At 44.5% G+C, this 19,070-nt stretch carries 15 protein-coding genes and 1 other annotated feature; of the genes, 3 read left to right on the top strand and 12 right to left on the bottom strand.

The genetic code is table 11. From position 1 onward, the window contains the following. Nucleotides 1-179: 179 nt before the first annotated feature. The 7 genes from ACVS9P_RS10635 to ACVS9P_RS10605 all read right to left on the bottom strand — a co-directional run bounded on the left by ACVS9P_RS10635 (nt 180) and on the right by ACVS9P_RS10605 (nt 9,188). Nucleotides 180-2,081: an ABC transporter ATP-binding protein gene (locus tag ACVS9P_RS10635; RefSeq protein ID WP_452103508.1), complete on the bottom strand. Its 1,902-nt coding sequence runs from the start codon at nt 2,079-2,081 to the stop codon at nt 180-182. Further along, nucleotides 2,078-4,315, bottom strand: a complete 2,238-nt coding sequence (locus tag ACVS9P_RS10630) for an ABC transporter ATP-binding protein (RefSeq protein ID WP_452103507.1) — start codon at nt 4,313-4,315, stop codon at nt 2,078-2,080. Before ACVS9P_RS10630 ends, ACVS9P_RS10635 begins: the two co-directional genes overlap by 4 nt. Beyond that, nucleotides 4,312-4,863, bottom strand: coding sequence for a MarR family winged helix-turn-helix transcriptional regulator (locus tag ACVS9P_RS10625; protein WP_452103506.1), 552 nt, complete (start codon nt 4,861-4,863; stop codon nt 4,312-4,314). The genes ACVS9P_RS10630 and ACVS9P_RS10625 overlap by 4 nt, the downstream gene beginning before the upstream one ends. A gap of 75 nt (nt 4,864-4,938) precedes the next feature. Further along, nucleotides 4,939-5,766: a P-loop NTPase gene (locus tag ACVS9P_RS10620; RefSeq protein ID WP_452103505.1), complete on the bottom strand. Its 828-nt coding sequence runs from the start codon at nt 5,764-5,766 to the stop codon at nt 4,939-4,941. Between the two features lie 33 nt (nt 5,767-5,799). Then, complete coding sequence (locus ACVS9P_RS10615; RefSeq protein WP_452103504.1) at nt 5,800-6,756, bottom strand: NAD(P)H-dependent glycerol-3-phosphate dehydrogenase; 957 nt, start codon at nt 6,754-6,756, stop codon at nt 5,800-5,802. A gap of 220 nt (nt 6,757-6,976) precedes the next feature. Further along, the gene (locus ACVS9P_RS10610; protein WP_452103503.1) at nt 6,977-8,518 is read right to left on the bottom strand and encodes a sensor histidine kinase; all 1,542 of its coding nucleotides are present in this window, start codon (nt 8,516-8,518) and stop codon (nt 6,977-6,979) included. Beyond that, nucleotides 8,508-9,188, bottom strand: a complete 681-nt coding sequence (locus ACVS9P_RS10605; protein ID WP_452103502.1) for a response regulator transcription factor — start codon at nt 9,186-9,188, stop codon at nt 8,508-8,510. Before ACVS9P_RS10605 ends, ACVS9P_RS10610 begins: the two co-directional genes overlap by 11 nt. A 294-nt stretch (nt 9,189-9,482) precedes the next feature. Between ACVS9P_RS10605 and ACVS9P_RS10600 the strand changes: the two genes are divergently transcribed. Together ACVS9P_RS10600 and ACVS9P_RS10595 are read left to right on the top strand one after the other, a co-directional pair. Further along, on the top strand, nt 9,483-10,040 hold the full coding sequence (locus tag ACVS9P_RS10600) for a TIGR01440 family protein (RefSeq protein WP_452103501.1): 558 nt from the start codon (nt 9,483-9,485) through the stop codon (nt 10,038-10,040). Nucleotides 10,041-10,377: 337 nt separating this feature from the next. Beyond that, nucleotides 10,378-10,812: an RrF2 family transcriptional regulator gene (locus tag ACVS9P_RS10595; RefSeq protein ID WP_452103500.1), complete on the top strand. Its 435-nt coding sequence runs from the start codon at nt 10,378-10,380 to the stop codon at nt 10,810-10,812. Between the two features lie 98 nt (nt 10,813-10,910). Here ACVS9P_RS10595 and ilvA read toward each other — a convergent pair whose 3' ends face one another. The 3 genes from ilvA to ilvB all read right to left on the bottom strand — a co-directional run bounded on the left by ilvA (nt 10,911) and on the right by ilvB (nt 14,356). Then, nucleotides 10,911-12,104: a threonine ammonia-lyase gene (gene ilvA, locus ACVS9P_RS10590; RefSeq protein WP_452104708.1), complete on the bottom strand. Its 1,194-nt coding sequence runs from the start codon at nt 12,102-12,104 to the stop codon at nt 10,911-10,913. Nucleotides 12,105-12,175: 71 nt separating this feature from the next. Next, nucleotides 12,176-12,673 carry an acetolactate synthase small subunit gene (ilvN, locus tag ACVS9P_RS10585; protein WP_452103499.1) on the bottom strand — a complete coding sequence of 166 codons (498 nt, stop codon included), beginning with the start codon at nt 12,671-12,673 and terminating at the stop codon, nt 12,176-12,178. A 12-nt stretch (nt 12,674-12,685) separates the two neighbouring features. Further along, a complete protein-coding gene (gene ilvB, locus ACVS9P_RS10580; protein ID WP_452103498.1) occupies nt 12,686-14,356 on the bottom strand; it encodes a biosynthetic-type acetolactate synthase large subunit in 1,671 nt (556 codons plus the stop codon). A gap of 578 nt (nt 14,357-14,934) precedes the next feature. Next, nucleotides 14,935-15,176, top strand: a binding site (T-box leader). An 81-nt stretch (nt 15,177-15,257) separates the two neighbouring features. Between ilvB and ACVS9P_RS10575 the strand changes: the two genes are divergently transcribed. Next, entirely contained in the window at nt 15,258-16,946 is a 1,689-nt protein-coding gene (locus tag ACVS9P_RS10575) for a carbon starvation CstA family protein (protein WP_452103497.1), read from the top strand. Between the two features lie 107 nt (nt 16,947-17,053). Here ACVS9P_RS10575 and ACVS9P_RS10570 read toward each other — a convergent pair whose 3' ends face one another. Further along, the gene (locus tag ACVS9P_RS10570; protein WP_452103496.1) at nt 17,054-18,130 is read right to left on the bottom strand and encodes a cadherin-like beta sandwich domain-containing protein; all 1,077 of its coding nucleotides are present in this window, start codon (nt 18,128-18,130) and stop codon (nt 17,054-17,056) included. Nucleotides 18,131-18,157: 27 nt separating this feature from the next. Beyond that, entirely contained in the window at nt 18,158-18,673 is a 516-nt protein-coding gene (locus tag ACVS9P_RS10565) for a glycosyl-4,4'-diaponeurosporenoate acyltransferase CrtO family protein (RefSeq protein ID WP_452103495.1), read from the bottom strand. Between the last annotated feature and the right edge of the window lie 397 nt (nt 18,674-19,070).

The following is a 19,070-nucleotide window of genomic DNA, read 5'->3' as shown; positions in this document are numbered from 1 at the left end:
ATAATACTAAGTCCATTTTACACAAAAAATTAGCATAATACAATATTATTATTATTTTTATCCTTAATTTTTTTGACAGTTTGCATAAATTGTCCCTTTTTGTAACAGAAAAGAGCAAATGGGATAAAAAAAGCAGCCGCTTTTTATGCGACTGCTGAGATTTAGAAAGAAAATTTTAATCAGTTATCGACATCACAGAAATCAAACTGACTGTTATAAAGATTTGCATAGAAGCCGCCTTTTTGGAGTAGCTCTTCATGCTTTCCTTTTTCGACGATATCGCCGTCTTTCATGACAAGAATCATATCGGCATTGCGAATGGTAGAAAGACGATGCGCAATGATAAAGCTTGTTCTGCCTTCCATCAGATGGTCCATTGCTTTTTGAATGGAAATTTCAGTTCGAGTATCAACGCTGGAGGTTGCTTCGTCAAGAATCAGAATCTGCGGATCTGCGAGGATTGCTCGCGCAATCGTCAAAAGCTGTTTCTGTCCCTGCGAAATATTGCTTGCTTCTTCATTTAGAATCATCTGGTAGCCGTCCGGCAAGGTGCGAACAAAGTGATCGACCTGTGCTGCTTTTGCAGCAGTAATGACCTCTTCATCAGTTGCATCGTGGCGTCCATAACGGATATTGTCGGCGATAGAAGAATTGTAAAGCCAGGTGTCCTGCAGAACCATGCCAAAGAGAGAACGCAGGTCGCTGCGCTTAAAGTCACGGATATCATAGCCATCCACCAGAATAGCGCCCTCATTGACATCGTAAAAACGCATCAGAAGTTTGATCATGGTGGTTTTTCCTGCGCCGGTAGGGCCGACAATGGCTACTTTCTGACCGGGAGAAACGGTAGCGGAAAAATCATTGATGATAATTTTATCCGGGGTATAACCGAAATGCACATGTGCAAATTGGACGGAGCCATTGATATGAATATTCAGATCGGTATCAGGTTTGTCCGTATGGTTCACTGTAATTGCGTGTTCGCTTTCGGCAACTTCTTCCGGCAGCTCGAGAAAATGAAAGACTCGTTCCGCGGCGGCGGCAGTGGACTGCAAAACGTTGGAGATGTTGGCGACCTGAGTCAGCGGCTGCGTAAATTGGCGGACATACTGCATAAAGGCCTGAATATCGCCGAGACTCACGGTGCCGTTAATTGCGAGATAGCCGCCGAGAATGCAGACAGCAACGTATCCGGCGTTGCCGATAAATTGCATGACCGGCATCATCAGACTGGAGAGAAATTGGCTTTTCCATGCGGAGCGATAGAGGTTCTCATTGTAATCGGAAAATTGTTCTTTGCTTTTCCCTTCGCCGTTAAAAGCTTTTACTACAATGTGGCTGCCATACATTTCTTCGATATGCCCATTTACATGGCCAAGATATTCCTGCTGAGAAGAAAAGTATTTTTGAGAGTGACTGACAATAAAAGCAATGAAAATTCCAGCGATCGGGATAATGCAGAGGGAAACCAAAGACATTTGCCAACTGATGGAGAACATCATGATGAGGATTCCAATCAGAGTGGTGATACTGGTGATAATCTGCGTAATCGATTGGTTAAAGCTCTGCGCAATCGTGTCAACATCGTTTGTGATGTGGCTCAAAACTTCACCGGTCGTTGTTGTATCATAATAGCCGAGCGGAAGGCTTTGAATCTTTGCTTCAATTTCCTTACGCATGCGGTAGGTGACTTTCATTGAGATGCCGCTCATGATCCAGCCTTGAATATAGGAAAAGAGGGCACTTAGAATATAGAGGACAACAAGAGTCAAAAGAGTGCCTGCAATTTTGGAAAAGTCAATTCCGTCTCCTGTGCCGGAAATTTGATTCATCAAACCGGAAAAAATTTCATTCGTGGCATTTCCCAACACTTTTGGGCCGATGATCGCAAAAACAGTGCTGGCAATTGCAAACAAGAAGACGACAATCAGAGCCAAGTGGTATTTGCCGATATATTTAATCAGTTTGCGAATGGTGCCTTTAAAGTCCTTTGCTTTTTCACCGCGCTGCATAACGGCATTGGGGCCGTGTCCCATTGGACCGCGGTGTTTCATCGGAGGAGCGGATTTTTGGTCTTTCATTCTAATTCCTCCTTTGAAAGCTGTGAAGATGCAATCTCGTAATAGGTGGGGCAGGTTTCCAAAAGCTCGTGATGAGTGCCGCAGCCGACGATCTTTCCTTCCTCCAGAACAATGATCTGGTCTGCATGCATAATGGTACTCACTCGCTGGGCAACCAGAAGGATTGTCGCTGTGGAAGTATAAAGACGAAGTGCTTTACGCAAAGCAGCGTCTGTCTTAAAGTCCAATGCGGAAAAGCTGTCGTCAAACAAGTAGATTTCTGCATTGGTGGCAAGCGCACGGGCAATCGAGAGTCGCTGTTTTTGTCCGCCGGAAACGTTGTTTCCGCCTTCGGAGATAGGCTCTTCCATTTTTTGCGACTTTGTATTGATAAATTCGGAAGCCTGTGCAACCTCGGCAACTTTTTCGATTTTTTCGTCGGAAGCATCCGGCGCGCCGTAACGCAAATTGGAGGAAATCGTTCCGGAGAGAAGAACTCCTTTTTGCGGAACATAGCCGATTCGGCTGCGAAGTTCCTTTTGGGGAACTTTGCGAATGTCGCGTCCATCCACCAAAATTTCGCCGCCCGTCACATCATAAAAGCGAGGGATCAAGTTAATCAGCGTGGATTTTCCGCTGCCGGTGGAGCCGATAAAAGCAGTGGTTTTACCGGGATTTGCGGTAAAGGAAATGTGATTTAAAACGTCTTCATCGGCGCCCTGATACCGGAAGCAGACGTCTTTAAATTCGATGATTCCTTTTTGGGATTCGTCAAAAGATTCCGGGTTCTTAGGGTCGTGGATCGAAGGCTTTGTGTCCAGTACTTCTGCAATACGGTCTCCTGCTACAGCAGCTCTGGGGAACATAATGAACATGACGGAAATCATGAGGAAACTCATGATAATCTGCATTGCATATTGGATAAAAGCCATCATATCCCCGATCTGCATGGCACTTTCGCTGATCTGGTGCGCTCCTACCCAGACGATCAGTAGAGAGACGCCGTTCATGATAAACATCATGGTTGGCATCATGCAGACCATCACACGGTTAACAAAGAGCTGTGTATTTGTAAGATTCGTATTGGCGGTATCAAAGCGGTCTTCTTCAAATTTTTGATTGCTGAAAGCGCGTGTTACCATCAGACCGCTTAAATTTTCACGGGCGACCAGGTTGAGCCGGTCGACCAGCTTCTGCATAATTTTGAATTTCGGCATGGCAACTGTGAAGATCACTAGGATTAAAGCAATCAGCAAAGCGCAGGCCAGCGCAATAATCCAGGTCATGGAACTGGATTTTTTGACTGCCATGATAACTCCGCCGACTCCCATAATCGGTGCATAGCAAAGCATACGGATTCCAAAGACGAAAAACATTTGAATTTGTGTGACATCGTTGGTGGTACGGGTAATCAGAGAAGCGGTGCCAAACTTGTCAAATTCCGAGTTGGAGAAGTCCTCCACATTGGAAAAGATATCCCGGCGCAGATCACGCGAAATCCCTGCGGCGACTCTTGCGGAGATCAAACCGACCAAAACGGAGGCAATGCCGCTTGCTAGTGTGATGAGCACCATCAGAAGTCCCTGGTGCATGATATAATTTTGCTGAATAGAATCGGTGTTGACTCCCAATTCTTCATAAAAGTTTTTGGCTAAGATGGTTCCGCTTTGTTCCAAAAGAGACTGTTGATTCTGCTGAGCTTCTGTTCGGGCTTCGTCAATGACGGAAGCAGGAATTCTTTGAAGCATCGGCATCATCTGATAGAGTTTTGAAAAATCGATATTGGAAAGGTCGGAGGTGCTGCTGGAGTCTGTATTTCCCATCATTTGAGAGGAAGAACCAGACTGTGACTGAAGACTTTTCATCGTATCAATGAAAGTCCATGTGCTTTGGCCGAAGATTTCGTTCAGGTGGCTGCGTGTTTCGGTAGGAACACCACTATTGAGCGTATAAATTTCTTCGGTGCTGTTAAGCGGATAACTGTCTTCTAATTCTCCGACGGATTTAAGGGAATAAGAAGCATTGACATCCGTCTTTTCGTTTTCGTCCATAAAGGTTTGCAGAAAGGTCATTCCTTTTGCACTGATTGCATCGGGAGAGGCGTTTTCCACGCCCCCTTGCTGCAGACCGACATTGACAATTTGACTCATATAATTTGGCAGGTTCAAATCGCATGACGCCTGCACAAATAAAAGTACAATTGCAAAGAGAATCGGTGCCCAGTAGTGCCCGAGATATCGCATTACTTTTTTCATGAAATGTGTGGTTCCTCCTTTGTATGGTCACAATCTGGCTTCCAGCTTTGAGATTCATATTTTTCACGAATCCGCAAAAGAGAGCTATAAAGATGATCGGAAAGCGCAATCATCTGTTGAACTTCATCCTCGCTAAGGTCGTCAAATATATCATCCACCCGTTTCATAATTTCTTTTCTATAAGCCTCAAATCTTGGTTTTGCTTCGAGTCTTAGACGGACATAAATGACACGGCGGTCTTCCGGGCAAATTGTGCGTTCAATAAATCCCTTTTTCTCCAGAGAAGAAAGCATCTGGCTTACTGCCGGGCGGCTCATATGAAAATGATGGCCAATTTCGCTGGATTTTAAGCCTTCCGGATTTAAATGCTGTGCGTGGATTATCATATTCAGAGTAAAAAATTCCCCTGGGCCGAGGCCTTCCGGCCACGGAAACCAATGATGGGTACTCTTTAGCTGATGAATAGACTCCATTAATTGCTGCCGACGTTCGCGTTCCGTAAAAATCTCTCCTTTTAAAATGTTAACTGCATTAATTATTATATACATAAATAATTAATTGTCAATACAAGATTAAAAAATAAATAAAAAAAGAAGGCTCACTTTGTGCAAGTCTTCTTTTTATTAAAGAGATTCCAAAGAATGTGAGGCGTCCAAAAGCCAGGGGGTTTCGATTTCTTCTGCTTTTCCGGCGTCGATTTTTGCAGAGATTTGCGGGTCGATGGGACAATGTGCCAACACCTTTAAAGAATAGCGAGCGGCTACTTCTTCGGTATGGCTTTGCCCAAAGGGGAAGAGCTTGTGACCACAGTCGGGGCATATCATGTAACTCATATTTTCGATAATTCCAAGAACCGGAATTTTCATCATATTTGCCATGGTAACTGCTTTAGAGACAATCATAGAGACCAGCTCCTGCGGGGAAGTGACAATGAGAATGCCGTCTACCGGAAGGGACTGAAAGACCGTCAGCGGAACATCGCCGGTTCCCGGAGGCATATCCACAAACAGATAGTCTACATCGTCCCAGAAAACATCGCTCCAAAACTGCTTGACCATGTTGGCAACGATCGGGCCTCTCCAAACGACCGGCGTAGTTTCCTCCTCCAAGAGAAGGTTGGTGCTAACAATCTGAATATTATTTTCACTGCGGCGTGGAACGATCAATTCGTCCTGCGAAAAAACTTTTTCATGAATTCCAAAAGCTTTCGGAATCGAAGGGCCGGTAATATCGGCATCCATGATACCGACTCGATGCCCAAGACGGTTCATCTGAACCGCCATCATGGAGGTAATCAGGCTTTTACCGACGCCGCCCTTGCCGCTGACAATCCCGATTACTTTTTTTACATGGCTTTTGGGATTAAGCGGGACCCGAAAATCCTGCGGATTTGGCTGACGGCTGGAGCAGTTTTCTTGACAATTGCTGCAGTCATGATTGCATTCACTCATGAAGATCTCTCCTTTATCTTTTATCAGATGGTTTTAAAACTCGTGTTTTAGGCTGCGTGTAAAGAGACGATTAATACAGGCGTCGGCATCCTGATTTTGGTGGATAATGCGGTCCACCGCGTCGCAGATCGGAAGCTCAACCTGATATTTTTTCCCTAAGAGCAGCAGCGCCTTCACAGTAGCGGCGCCTTCGGCAAGTTCCCCATAAGGCTCTTTTTTGACAAAACTTTCGCCGAATTGCCGGTTGTGGCTGTATTTACTGAAGACAGTTGCTTCATAGTCACCCAGATGGGAAAGGCCATAGGCGGTAAGTTCATTTCCACCCATTGCCTTGATTAGCCGTGCAATTTCGCGGGTTCCACGGCACATTAAAGGCCCTTTCAGGGAAGTTTTGTTTCTGCCGTCCAAAATGCCGGCGGCAATTCCAATTACGTTTTTAGAGGCGGCGCCAATCTCATTGCCGAGAAGATCATCCCCATAATAAAAGCGAATGAGGTCACTGCCCATTGCGTCGATGATGCGTGCTTTTACTTCTTCTCGATCACTGTCTACCACCATACAATTTGGAAGTCCCTTTACAAAATCCTGTACATGCCCGGGACCAACCCAGATCCCTAAATCAATATCTGGCAAAAATTCGCGGACAATCTGCGTTAGGCGCAGACCGGTGGAAGCTTCGATCCCTTTCATGCAGAGAACCATTGTCTTTCCGAAAAATGACAGGGGCTGAAGCTGTGCCATTAGATCTCGCAGCCCTTGAGCGCCAATCGAAATGATCACCATTTGGGCAGAAGCAACCGCTTTTGGCAGGTCGGTGGTCATTTTTGTTTCCGGCCCGAAGGAAACAAGACCGTTTGTGCCGGTTTCCTGTAATTGGTGAAAATGAGTGGAGCTTTCGCGTCCGTAAATTGTCACAGCGTGTCCAAGTTTAGCTGCATACCATGCGAGAAAACTTCCCCAACGGCCGCAGCCAATCACTGTTATATTCATCGAATCCCTCCAGAAGAGATAATTTTTATTGCAATTTAATTAGTATAACATGCTTCGTAAAGAAAAACCACCAATCACTAAAAAACACAAAATAATCGATGCTTTTTACGAAAACTATTGGCACTTTATCCTTTAAAATTCAAAAGCAGCCAAAGGGAAAGAGAATCATACCCTTTCCCTTTTGAGCTGCTCTTCATAAAATAAAGATAAAAGAGAAAAATCAGGATTGCGGGGAATCAGAATCTGGTTGATGGGTTCCTTCCGGAAGGGCCCCTACTGGAGATTCCGAAAGAATCGGCAGACAAAACCAGAATGTGCTTCCAACACCGATTGCACTGCGTACTCCATAGGTGCCGTCGTGCATATCTAGAATTGACTTTACAATCGAGAGCCCTAGGCCAGTGCCGATTTGTGCGCGCTTATGTTCTTTATCTACCTTATAGTAACGATCCCAGATATCATGAAGTTTGTCGGCAGGAATCCCTTCTCCTGTGTCGGTGACTTCAACTGTTACCTGATGATCACAAACAAGCTGACGAATCTGAATTTTTCGATCAGTGCCTGTATAATTGATTGCATTATTAATCAGATTGTAGAGAACTTGGGAAATTTTGAGTTCATCGGCAAAGACAGTTACGTTGCGGTCAGATTCAAAAGTTAGGGTACAGTCGGTCAGCTTGCGGTAACGCTTCGTTGTTTCACGAATTTCATCCGTTAGACTGAACTCTGATTTTTCCAGCTTCTGTGTGCCGGATTCCAGTTTGCTGATATCCAGCACATCGTTTACCAGATTAGTCAGACGAGTTGCTTCGTCAATGATGACTTGGATATTTTCAGGGGTATTTTCGCCCGGAAGATCGCGCATTACTTCCGCATAGCCACAAATCATCGTAAGCGGTGTACGCAGGTCATGGCTAATGTTTGCAATCAGTTCCCGCTGCAGATGTTCCACTTTGCCCAGCTCGTGTTCCGCATAGTTTAAGGTGCGGGCAAGCTCACTGATCTCCCGATAGCCACCTTCCTGAAATGTGACGTTGTAATCTCCGGTTGCGAGTTCTTTTGCGGCATCATTGATCTGAATAATTGGTTTGCTGATATGTTTGGAAAGATAAAAGGCCAACAACACGGCAAAAACCAATAGAATTCCGGTAATCAGAAGCAGCTGAGAACGAATAGTACTGACGGTTGCACTCAGCGGCGTAATGACGCTATAGAGAAAAATCATATAAGGACTTCCGTTGGAGTCCTGCCGAATCGAATTATAGATAAAAGCACGACTGCGGAAAAGCGTGTCCCAGACAGAAGAACTTGCATTTTGGGGATTCACCAGTTCAAAGTGGGTTCCACCTTCTGCCTGCGTGTTTTGATAAAGAAAATTGAGGAATAGACGAATAGAAGATTCTCCCATTTCAGTGGAGAGACGGTTTGGAGAGGCATCTGCCCCATAAACGTTCCCACTGCTGTCCAAAATCAGGATACAAAGCTGGTTGCGCTGTGCCTCCTGTTTGCAGAGTGCTTTTAAATCCTCTGGCTGCATATCACTTGAAACTGCTTTTTCTATCGTCGATGAAGAACTCAAAATTTCTTTTTGCTTGGTATTTTCATAGAACTGATTTAAAAAGACAGTTTGGAATAGCCACAGTAAAATCAGAACGAAAACAATGAACAAAACAAAAATACTGAGAATTCGCCATTTAATACTGATCTTTTGCCATCTTTCACGCATGGAGTGAACCAATTTTTTCGGCGATTTAAGCTTCAAAGCGATAGCCCACCCCTCTTAGTGTCACAATAAATTTTGCATAGGGGCCAAGACTTTTGCGGAGTAATTTGATATGGGTGTCCAAGGTGCGGTCGTCTCCGTAAAAATCGTATCCCCATACATTTGTAATCAACTTTTCACGAGTCAGTGCAATATTGCGGTTGTCTGCAAGATAGAAGAGCAGATCGTATTCTTTTGGAGAAAGATCTGCTTTCTTGCCATCGATGGTAACAATTCGGCCAGTAAAATCGATGCTGAGACCTTCAAAAGAAAGAATCTTTTTTTGAGCAGTGTTTAATTCGGGGTGCGTACGCTTGATAATTGCACTTACCCTCATCATCAATTCCTTTGGGGAGAAAGGCTTTACAACGTAATCGTCAATGCCAAGCTCAAATCCATGAATTTTATCGTATTCTTCTCCGCGGGCAGAAAGCATTAAAACCGGAGTGGAGCAGCATTTTCGAATCTCATGCACGGCCGAAAATCCATCAAGTTCCGGCATCATAATATCCATAATGATTAGATCATAGCTGTGAGGATGTTTTCTGCAGAGATTCACGGCAATCATGCCGTCGGAGGCTTCTTCCACAGAATAACCTTCAAATTCTGCATATTTGCGAATCAACAGGCGAATTTTATCTTCGTCATCCACTACTAACAAACGGTTCATTTTGATTCTCAATCTCCTCTCATGTTTCGATTTTTTATCCTATCAGAATTTTGTGAAAAGTGCGTGACGAATAGCTGAATCGTTTTGCTATATTAAAGGAAAAGCGATTTCTTGACTTCTGATACAAAAATAGTATACTGAATTTTGGAAAAAATCAACTAAAATCCGGCAGAGAAGCTCCTTTTGAGACAAAATCCCAAATCACAGGGAGATTGTCTTTGGAAGGGCTTTTTTAGATGAGAGTAAAATTAGAAAAAACACCTAAAAATTTAAAATGGAAAGGATGCGTTTTGCATGAAATCGTTTGAAGAACTGCATCAGCAGGCAAAAGCGGCAGCGGCCGAACTGCTTGAAGCCGCGCATATGAAAGCGGGGCAGCTAATGGTGGTCGGCTGTTCCTCGAGTGAGGTCGTCGGGAAAAAAATTGGAACCGACAGCAGCCTAAAAGCAGCACAAGAAATCTTCTCCGGAATCTATGAAGAAACACAAAAAAGAGGCGTTTATCTGGCGGCACAATGCTGTGAACATTTGAACCGCTCTTTGATCCTTCCGCAAGAGGCAGCGGAAAAGTTTCATTATGAGCAGGTAAATGTTGTTCCACAACCACATGCCGGTGGAAGTTTTGCAACAACAGCCTATCAAACATTCGAACACCCGGTGGCAGTGGAAGAAATTCGGGCTGACTGCGGAATGGATATCGGGGGGACTTTGATTGGGATGCATTTGAAGCGGGTAGCGGTGCCAACCCGTCTTTCGATTGATCATATTGGAGAGGCTATTTTGATCTGTGCTCGTACCAGAGCAAAGTATGTTGGAGGCCCTCGCGCCCATTATGATGACCGTTTAATGTGAGAAAAATAAAAAATTAACGAAAGTTTAAAAAACTCTTTGTTGAATTTTTTATTGACATTCTTGCATTTTTCTGATATTCTATAAATACCTTCAAGGAACAATAATGATGTCACATAAAGAAATATCGAATATCATTTTGTATCTTGAATGTTCAACATGCTTGCAAGTGCTTAGAATAGATAAGCCTCTCTTTTCTTACAACTGCGCTTTTTAAAAAGCGCAAATCCTCCGATCCAGCCAGTCGGAGGATTTTTCTTTTTTTAAGAAAAGCCCTCCTGATTGACAAGCATTTTGAAATTGAGTATCATTGAAGAAGTAAAAAGGAGGGCGGCTGATTATGCGCGTTTCCGCAAAAGGAAAATATGCTTTGGCAGCAATGGTTTATTTGGCACAGAGTGGCCACGATACTGTAAAAACGGTGGCGCGAATCTCTGAGGAGCTGAATATTTCAAAGATTTATTTGGAACAAGTGTTTTCTTTATTAAAAAGAGCGGGATTAGTCCTCTCGACGAAAGGCGCACAGGGCGGTTATCGGCTGGCGCTGCTGCCGGAGAAAATCACCGCTTATGCAGTGCTAAAAGCCTGTGATCAGGCGCTTTTTGAAAAGGCTGAGCCAGTCCTTAATGAAGGTCATCAGGCGCTCAATCATGTTTTGGATACTGTTTATCAAAAGATGGATGAAGAGGTCAAAACATCTTTGGAATCTTTTACGCTTTCCGACTTAGCGGAAAAGGTTGCCGGTGAGCTGAATTCTTATATGTTCTTTATCTGAAAATCCAATTGTTTTACATTATAATATAGAAAAGGGAACCACCTATTTCATTTGTGGTTCCCTTTTCTATTTATATATATGGATCGAGGTGCGAATCATTAAATAGAAGGATATCCTTCGGCTTCCAGCGCACGACGAATTTGTTCGATATGTTCGGTGTTGCGGGTTTCCATTCGGATTCGCAGAAAACAGCCGGAAACATCGGTTTCCAAATCGCTTCGGTCGTGATAAACACCGACAACGTTGCCGCCGAGCTTTGCAATCGTAGAGGAGATTGTGCTCAATTCACCGGGACGATCCAGCAGCTTAAAGGTCAGTTCTGCAGAGCGGCCGGATTTGAGAAGGCCGCGGCTGATGACTTTGCTGAGAATGGTCACATCGATGTTGCCGCCAGAGAGCAAACAAACCACTTTTTTGCCTTTGAGATCCAGCTTGTTTGCAAGGACCGCTGCGACAGAAACAGCGCCTGCACCTTCTGTAATCAGCTTTTGTTGTTCAATTAAAGTCAGAATTGCCGCCGCGATCTCATCTTCAGAAACCGTAATGATGCCGTCTAGATATTTACTGCATAGTTGATAGGTCAGATCTCCTGGACATTTGACCGCAATGCCATCCGCAAAAGTGTGTACTTCTTCCACACCTTCCGGCTTTTTTGTCTGAAGGGCATGCTCCATGCTGGCAGCGCCGGCTGCCTGTACTCCGTAAACTTTACAGTTTGGACGCAGAGATTTAATGGTAAAAGCGACCCCAGAAGCAAGTCCGCCGCCGCCTACCGGGACCAAAACGACATCGGCGTCCGGCATTTGATCCAGAATTTCAAGACCGATTGTCCCCTGACCGGCGATTACATCCGGGTCATCAAAGGGATGAATCAGCGTTCGGCCAGTTTCTTTTTGAAGCTCTACAGCCTTGTCATGCGCATCATCGTAAACGCCCTGAACCAGGCAGACCTCAGCGCCGTAGCGTTTGGTTGCTTCCACTTTGCTGATTGGAGCGGTGGCGGGGATACAGATCAGAGAGGAGATATGATTTTTGGCAGCAGCCAACGCAACGCCTTGAGCATGGTTGCCGGCAGAGCAGGCGATCACTCCTTTTTCTTTTTCAGCGGGAGTCAGCTGCGAAATTTTGTAATAAGCTCCGCGGACTTTAAAAGAACCTGTTACCTGAAGATTTTCGGTTTTAAGATAAACACTGCAGTTTTCGCCGATCTGGGGGGCGGGAATCAAATCGGTTTTTCGAGCGATTTCCCGCAAGACAAAGGCGGCGTGATAAACGTTATCAAGTGTAAGCATAGGTTGTGTGAGCATGGATTTGCTCCTCCTTTTTGGTCGAATGATGAAATCAATTTTAAAGGTTTTACCTTTTATTTAGACATTGCCATAGAGCCCGTACGGAGAATTTTTAAAATTTGGTAGGGCGTGTAGAGTTCAATAAAAGAATTAATCGTAGAAGCGTCTCCGGTAAGTTCCAAAATCATAGAATTCGGTTCCACATTCAGAATGTTTGCGTGGAATACGTTCGCAATTTCTACCAGACGTTCGCTGTTTTTTGGGGTGCGTTTTACCTTGAGGAGCAAATGCTCGCGGATAATCGTATTGTTGCGGTCCAGAACGGTAACTTCTTGGATATCAATCAGCTTGCTGACCTGTTTATCTACCTGACGGACGATTCGGTCATCTCCGGAGACAACGATCAAGATCCGTGAATAATCGGTGTCTTCCGTTTGGCAGGCAACAATCGAAAGGATATTGTAGCAGCGCCGGCTGAAAAGGCCCGCAATCCGGAGCAGGACCCCCGGATTGTTTCTGGCAAGGATAGAGAGCACGTATTCTTTGTCACCGCTTTGCTTTTTGTCGTACATGATCTTTCCTCCTTACATTTCCAGCATCGGTTCTTCTGCAGAGGCTCCGGCAGGGACCATCGGCAGCACGTTAATATCTTTATCGATCCAGCAGTCGATCAGAACAGGCCCTTTTTCTGCAAGTGCTTTTTTGAGGATCGGTTCTACTTCATCTTTTGTGTGGATTCGATAGGCTTTGACCCCGAACGCTTCTGCCAATTTACAGAAATCGGTATTGTGATCAAGAATTGTCTGAGAGAAATGATTGTGATAAAAGAGTTTCTGCCATTGCCGCACCATGCCGAGAACAGAATTGTTAAAGACCATTTCCACCACGGGAATCTGGTAATTTGCCAGTGTAGAAAGCTCATTGCAGTTCATATGAAAGCTTCCGTCTCCGGCGATATTGATCACTTTCTGCTTTGGATTTGCAACCTGTGCGCCCATGGCGGCGCCGAGACCAAATCCCATGGTGCCTAAGCCTCCGGAACTGATAAACTGGCGGGGACGATGAAAGCGATAAAATTGTGCCGCCCACATCTGATGCTGCCCGACTTCTGTCGCAATGATCGCATTGGAGGAAGTTAATCGATCCAACGTTTCGATCAGCTCTTTTGGGGTAGGGAGTTCCGGAGTGGGGGAAGACTGAGAGAGCGGATACTGCTTTTTCCAGAGGGCTGTCTGTTCCATCCATTTCTGATGATCTTGTTGAGGGAGAAGCTTTAAAAGTTCGCGCAGAATCTTTTTTGCGTCTCCCTTCATTTTGAGATCACAGTCGATATTTTTGTTAAATTCGGCGGTATCAATCTCAATTTGCAGAATCGGACAATGCTGTGCAAAAAGTTTGGAATTGCATGAAACCCGATCGGAAAATCTAGTTCCAACGGCAACAAAAAGATCACAGTTTTTCAACGTCTGGGCGCTGGCTTTTGTGCCGTGCATTCCGAGAAGACCTAAATAACGGGGGCTTTTCGCATCTATTCCGCCCTGACACATCAGAGAGGAAGCGACCGGCGCATCGAGGAGATCAGCGAAAGCGCGTGCTTCTTTAGAAGCTCCTGCTGAAATGACGCCGCCGCCGAGATACAAAAAGGGACGCCGACTTGTTTTTAGCATGTCGAGTGCTTCATAGAACCGTTCATCGGTTGGAAAATTCCCTTTGGGTGCGGGCAGCGGAGCGCATTTTTCATAGTCATAAAGCTGAGCCGTCACGTCCTTTGGAATATCCACCAAAACGGGGCCGGGCCGCCCGGTTGTTGCAATCTGAAAGGCCTGCCGAATAACGTCGGCGAGATCTTCAATGTGTTTTACCAAAAAATTATGCTTTGTGACCGGCATCGTGATTCCGGTAATATCTACTTCCTGAAAGGAGTCCAGCCCCAAAAGTTCGACATTGACGTTTCCGGTGATTGCTACCATCGGAACGGAATCCATATAGGCAGTGGCAATTCCGGTGACGAGATTGGTAGCGCCCGGACCGGAAGTCGCGATGCAGACACCAGGTTTTCCAGTAGAGCGGGCATAACCGTCTGCGGCATGGGCAGCACCCTGTTCATGTGCAGTACGAATATGGTGAATTCGGTCCTGATATTCATAAAGTGCATCGTAGATGTTGAGAACGGCGCCGCCGGGATAGCCAAATACCGTATCAACGCCCTGTTCTAGCAGACATTCCATGAGAATTTGCGCACCAGTCAGTTTCATAAGTTGAACCCCTTTCTTCTCTTCCAGCTCTAAAGCCGGTATTTTTTACTGTAAAAAAATAAAGAGCCGTCTCTGTTCCCGAAAAATTCAGGAAACAGAGGCGGCTCTGTTTTTTCAGATACCACGGTACCACTCTGCTTTATCACAAAAGGTTTTGTGACCTCATACGCATCGGAGTTAGGATAACTTTAAAATGCGTTTTCCGATAACGGGGAAGTCCGGACGTCACTTACTGACAAAAATTGTGTTCAGCCGTCTGCTCAAGGGGGATGATTCAGAAATATGCTCCTGACGCCTTTCACCAAATGGCGTCTCTCTGTGAGGAATCCACATTAGAAACTTTGTCCCTATCATTGCATTTCAAAAATTATATTTGTTTTATCTTATGAGCTTTTTCAAAAAAAGTCAATGCTTTTTTCAAAAAATTTACTGCTTTAAAGCAAAAAACGCAAGTTGACTAAAAATTGAGGAATTAAAGGGGATGGACACTGTGCATTCGTACAAAATGAATGAATTATGCAAAAAGATTCTTGCATAATCACGATGACAGTGCTATGCTTTGAGACAAATCAAATCAAACAAAAGCATGGATCAGGATATGACCTGCTCTTTTGAGCATACAGAGAACCGTTATTTGGTGAAAGACGGTGGCGGAAAAAGAGAAATGGCCCTCACCTGCGAGCTGTTTCGGTGAATTGGAAAGTAGCCGAAGCCGGAATACCCACCGTTACAAGGGAACCCCTTAGCGGGAAAAGCGGTCGTTTAAAAGACGACAAACAGAGTGGTACCGCGGAGAAAATTCAAAACCTTCGCCTCTGATTAAAAAATCAGAGGCGGGGGTTTTTTTATATAGCATAGAAGAAAACTTGAGGGACTTTTTGAGGAAAAGGGGAGATCACAGATGAACGCACTTATCATCGTAGCAATTTCTATCGTCGTGCTGGGCGGTGGGTATTTGTTGTACGGCCGATGGTTGGCCAAAACTTGGGGAATTGATCCCAATGCGAAAACGCCTGCTTATGAAAAAGAAGACGGTGAGGATTATATTCCTACCAACAGCTTGGTTGTATTTAGTCACCAGTTTAGTTCAATTGCGGGTGCAGGCCCAATCACAGGCCCAATTATTGCCTGTATGTTTGGTTGGTTGCCGGCGCTGCTCTGGATTTTGATCGGCGGTGTATTTTTCGGAGCAGTACAGGATTTTACTTCCATGTATGCTTCGGTAAAGACAAAAGGCAAGACGATCGGTTCTATTATCGAAAATTATATCGGGAAAACCGGTAAAACATTGTTCCTGATTTTTGAATGGCTTTTCAGCCTGTTGGTTATTGCAGCCTTTGCGGATATGGTTGCCGGCACGTTTAGCGGCTTTGCACCCGATACCGGTGCCAAGATTTATGCAAACGGCGGCACAGCTTCCATGACCATGCTTTTTATCTTTGGTGCGGTAATTTTTGGATTTTTCATGAAATATGCAAAGCCAAAGGGTGGCGTTATGGCGGCTTGTGGAATTGTTTTTACAGCTGTTTTGATGTTGATCGGCCTTAATTTCCCACTTTATGCGGATAAGGGGACATGGCTGGCAGTTATCTTTGCTTATCTGTTCATTGCTGCCGCATTGCCTATGTGGGTAATGATTCAGCCTCGTGATTATTTGAGCACGTTTTTGCTTTTGACCATGATCGCCGGCGCGGTGATCGGACTTTTGGTAATGCATCCTTCCATCAATCTGCCGGTAGTGACCAGCTTTAATGTGAATGGAAAAATGCTCTTCCCAATGCTGTTTGTGACGATTGCCTGTGGTGCAGTTTCCGGATTCCATAGCTTGGTTTCTTCCAGCACCAGCAGCCGTCAGATCAAGAATGAAAAAGATATGCTTCCGATCGGTTATGGCGCTATGCTGCTGGAATCTTTGCTGGCGGTTGTTGCACTTTGCGTCGCAGGTGCCGCTGCAGATCCGATCACGCATGCAGCTGCCCAGGGAACTCCTTTTGCAATCTTCTCCAAAGGGGTTGCAAGCTTCCTTGTGCAGATCGGTATGCCGCAGGACGCCGCAATGTGTGTCATGAATATGGCGGTTTCCACGCTGGCACTTACCAGCCTTGATGCAGTTGCCCGTATCGGCAGAATTGCCTTCCAGGAACTGTTTGGGCAGGGGAGTTCTTCCGTAGCAAAATTCCTGAGCAATAAATATATTTCTACGATTATTACGCTTGCTTGTGGCTGTGTCCTGAGCCTTGGCGGTTATAACAATATTTGGCCGCTGTTTGGTTCTGCAAACCAGTTGCTCGCAGCTTTGGTGCTTATCAGCCTTGCGGTGTTCCTCAAATGTACAGGACGCCAGGGTTGGATGCTCTATGTACCGATGTTTGTAATGCTGGCGGTTACTTTTACCGCTCTAGTACAGTCGATCATCTCGATCGTTGTCAAACTCGGTTCCAATAATTTTGTTTTCATGACCGATGGTCTCCAGCTGATTGTGGCGGTTTTGCTGGTTGCCCTTGGTGTTATGGTAGCAGCTTCCTGTTTAAAGACACTCTTTGGGAAAAAAGGGGATTCTAAGAAAGCTACTTCTGATACAGCGGTCTGAAAAATAGCTTGAGGGTTTTATAAAACGTTGAAAAAGTGCCTGATGAATTGATTCCATCAGGCACTTTTTCAATCATAAAATAAATTTTTAGATTATTTTGAATCGTTTTAATTCTTCTTTTTACGAAGCAATAGAATACAGAGCAAAGCAATCAGCGCACCGGCACCGACCATAGCAGCGCCGGATAAAAAGGCTGGAAATTGATTTTGGGAAAAAGAAGAAGAATTTTTGCGGCTGGAATTAGAATCAATGGTGTAAGATTTCTCTTCGGGGTCCCCTGATGAAGTGGAGCGTTTTACACTTGCTCCCGTCGATTTTTTGGAGGAGCTTTTTTTGACAGTGCCGCCGGTTCTGGTTCCGGCTTCCGTTTTTGTTTCAGAGGTTCTTTCTGAACGGGATACCTGTACATGGTATTCGGAAGAACGTTTTCCATCTGCAGATTTTACGGTGATCCGAATGATTGTCGTACTTCCGGCAGCACTTAAAGTATGGCGGTTAACTGTAATTTTGCTTCCTTCTTCTGCACTCTGTGCAGAAAACCAAATCTCATTTTCATCCGCGGGAACGGTTGTCTCGTATTCCAGATGGTTTGAAGAAAAGTCGGGGGAAAGAGAAACTCCTTCCGGCTGGGTTATCGAAAGATCTTGCAGAAACGGACCAGAATCATCATCATCATCTGTACTGTTGGAACTGTTCACGATGGGAATCGATAAATTTTGTTGGGTGTCTAAATTAAGTGGCTGGGCAGAAAAATCGCACACCTCACTGATTGACAGGGAAAATGGGTACGATACTCCTTCATGAACCGTATCTTTTACATGAAAATGATAGGTGGCGATTGTGCCGGAGAGGACAGAAGCAACACCATCTTCTACATTGCAGGCATAAATACACTGTAAAGGGGAACCGTTCCCAACGAAAAATTCGTTTTGGGTGACGCCTTTTGAGAGAGTTACACCCTCATAGGAAAAAACGTCTTCGTCAAAGGAAAAGCTTGCCCGAAAAGCTGCCGGGGATTCTTTTGATGGAGCCGCCTGCAGCAAAACTGAAAAAGCTCCGCCAGGACAGGCTGAACCTTTTTCACAAATAGAAAAAGGGGTCATTTCAGCCGCCCGGGCGGAGACACCAGCCAGACAGAATACAATTCCGATTAAAAGAATTCTGATTTGGATTCGTTTTTTCATAAATAGGATCTCTTTATTGTAAAAGATTCAAGTGGAAACAGAAACATGCTGTTCATGGCTTTGTTCCCGAACCAGTCTCTTTTGAAGAACTTCAAGTCGAAAACGATTATAGCGCTGAATGATGATAAAAGGCCATGTTCCAAGAAAAAGAGGAATAGAAATGGTAATGGAAACCAGTGGTGTATTCAGCCAAATAATCGGGATTAAGCAAAATCCGCCGAGAGTATGCATCCACTCGCCACGACAAGTTTCTAAAATAAAACGGTCTACATATTCCAAAGTTAGGGCGTTGCCTAGAGAACGCTTGGAAAAACCACCATTGGAGATAAACTGAGGAAGACAATCTTTCCAGTCCTGGATTTTTAAGTGGGACCGGTACCAACGACCGTTTTGTTCCCATTTTCGCGGTTGATAAAGGGCGCGCCGAGCATCAAAAAGGGAATCAGGAAGATGCTGGCATGCGAATACAGTGATCCCTTGCCATAAGCCAATCAAAAGCAGATTGTTTATCAGCATTTTGAGAAAAGGCATCTCTCGAAACAAAGCGTTCTGTCGCCCCCTTTTTTAGCTGCAGATATACTAATTGTATCTTTTGCATGCAGTAAATAGTATAATACATTTTTAGAATTTCTACAAGAGAAAACATATTTTCTGATTTATTTTGCTTCGTTTCTAGGACCATTATAAAACTCTTAAAAAAGAATGAATTTCTGTTTTTACGAAAGAATAAAAGCAAAAAAACAAAGTTAAAAAAGGTCTCAAAAAATTCGAGCTTATTTCGTATTTACTGCGTTGACTTTTATATAATCAGCGTATTATACTAAATTTAATTTTATGAATGGTCAGCAATGAGTTTGTTTTTTGCAACATTTTTAAATTGACTTAAAAAAACAAAGTGAATAGTCAAAAGGAACATCTAAAAGAGCGGCTTATTTGAAAG

The sequence above is a fragment of the Caproicibacterium sp. NSD3 genome, from assembly GCF_053613275.1.
This window is presented reverse-complemented; position numbering and strand designations above follow the sequence as displayed.

What these genes read in the sequence shown, in the direction of transcription:
- ACVS9P_RS10635 (WP_452103508.1), bottom strand. Translation starts at nt 2,081, where the DNA reads ATGAAAGACCAAAAATCCGCTCCTCCGATGAAACACCGCGGTCCAATG.
- ACVS9P_RS10630 (WP_452103507.1), bottom strand. Translation starts at nt 4,315, where the DNA reads ATGAAAAAAGTAATGCGATATCTCGGGCACTACTGGGCACCGATTCTC.
- ACVS9P_RS10625 (WP_452103506.1), bottom strand. Translation starts at nt 4,863, where the DNA reads ATGTATATAATAATTAATGCAGTTAACATTTTAAAAGGAGAGATTTTT.
- ACVS9P_RS10620 (WP_452103505.1), bottom strand. Translation starts at nt 5,766, where the DNA reads ATGAGTGAATGCAATCATGACTGCAGCAATTGTCAAGAAAACTGCTCC.
- ACVS9P_RS10615 (WP_452103504.1), bottom strand. Translation starts at nt 6,756, where the DNA reads ATGAATATAACAGTGATTGGCTGCGGCCGTTGGGGAAGTTTTCTCGCA.
- ACVS9P_RS10605 (WP_452103502.1), bottom strand. Translation starts at nt 9,188, where the DNA reads ATGAACCGTTTGTTAGTAGTGGATGACGAAGATAAAATTCGCCTGTTG.
- ACVS9P_RS10600 (WP_452103501.1), top strand. Translation starts at nt 9,483, where the DNA reads ATGAAATCGTTTGAAGAACTGCATCAGCAGGCAAAAGCGGCAGCGGCC.
- ACVS9P_RS10595 (WP_452103500.1), top strand. Translation starts at nt 10,378, where the DNA reads ATGCGCGTTTCCGCAAAAGGAAAATATGCTTTGGCAGCAATGGTTTAT.
- ilvA (WP_452104708.1), bottom strand. Translation starts at nt 12,104, where the DNA reads ATGCTTACACTTGATAACGTTTATCACGCCGCCTTTGTCTTGCGGGAA.
- ilvN (WP_452103499.1), bottom strand. Translation starts at nt 12,673, where the DNA reads ATGTACGACAAAAAGCAAAGCGGTGACAAAGAATACGTGCTCTCTATC.
- ilvB (WP_452103498.1), bottom strand. Translation starts at nt 14,356, where the DNA reads ATGAAACTGACTGGTGCGCAAATTCTCATGGAATGTCTGCTAGAACAG.
- ACVS9P_RS10575 (WP_452103497.1), top strand. Translation starts at nt 15,258, where the DNA reads ATGAACGCACTTATCATCGTAGCAATTTCTATCGTCGTGCTGGGCGGT.
- ACVS9P_RS10570 (WP_452103496.1), bottom strand. Translation starts at nt 18,130, where the DNA reads ATGAAAAAACGAATCCAAATCAGAATTCTTTTAATCGGAATTGTATTC.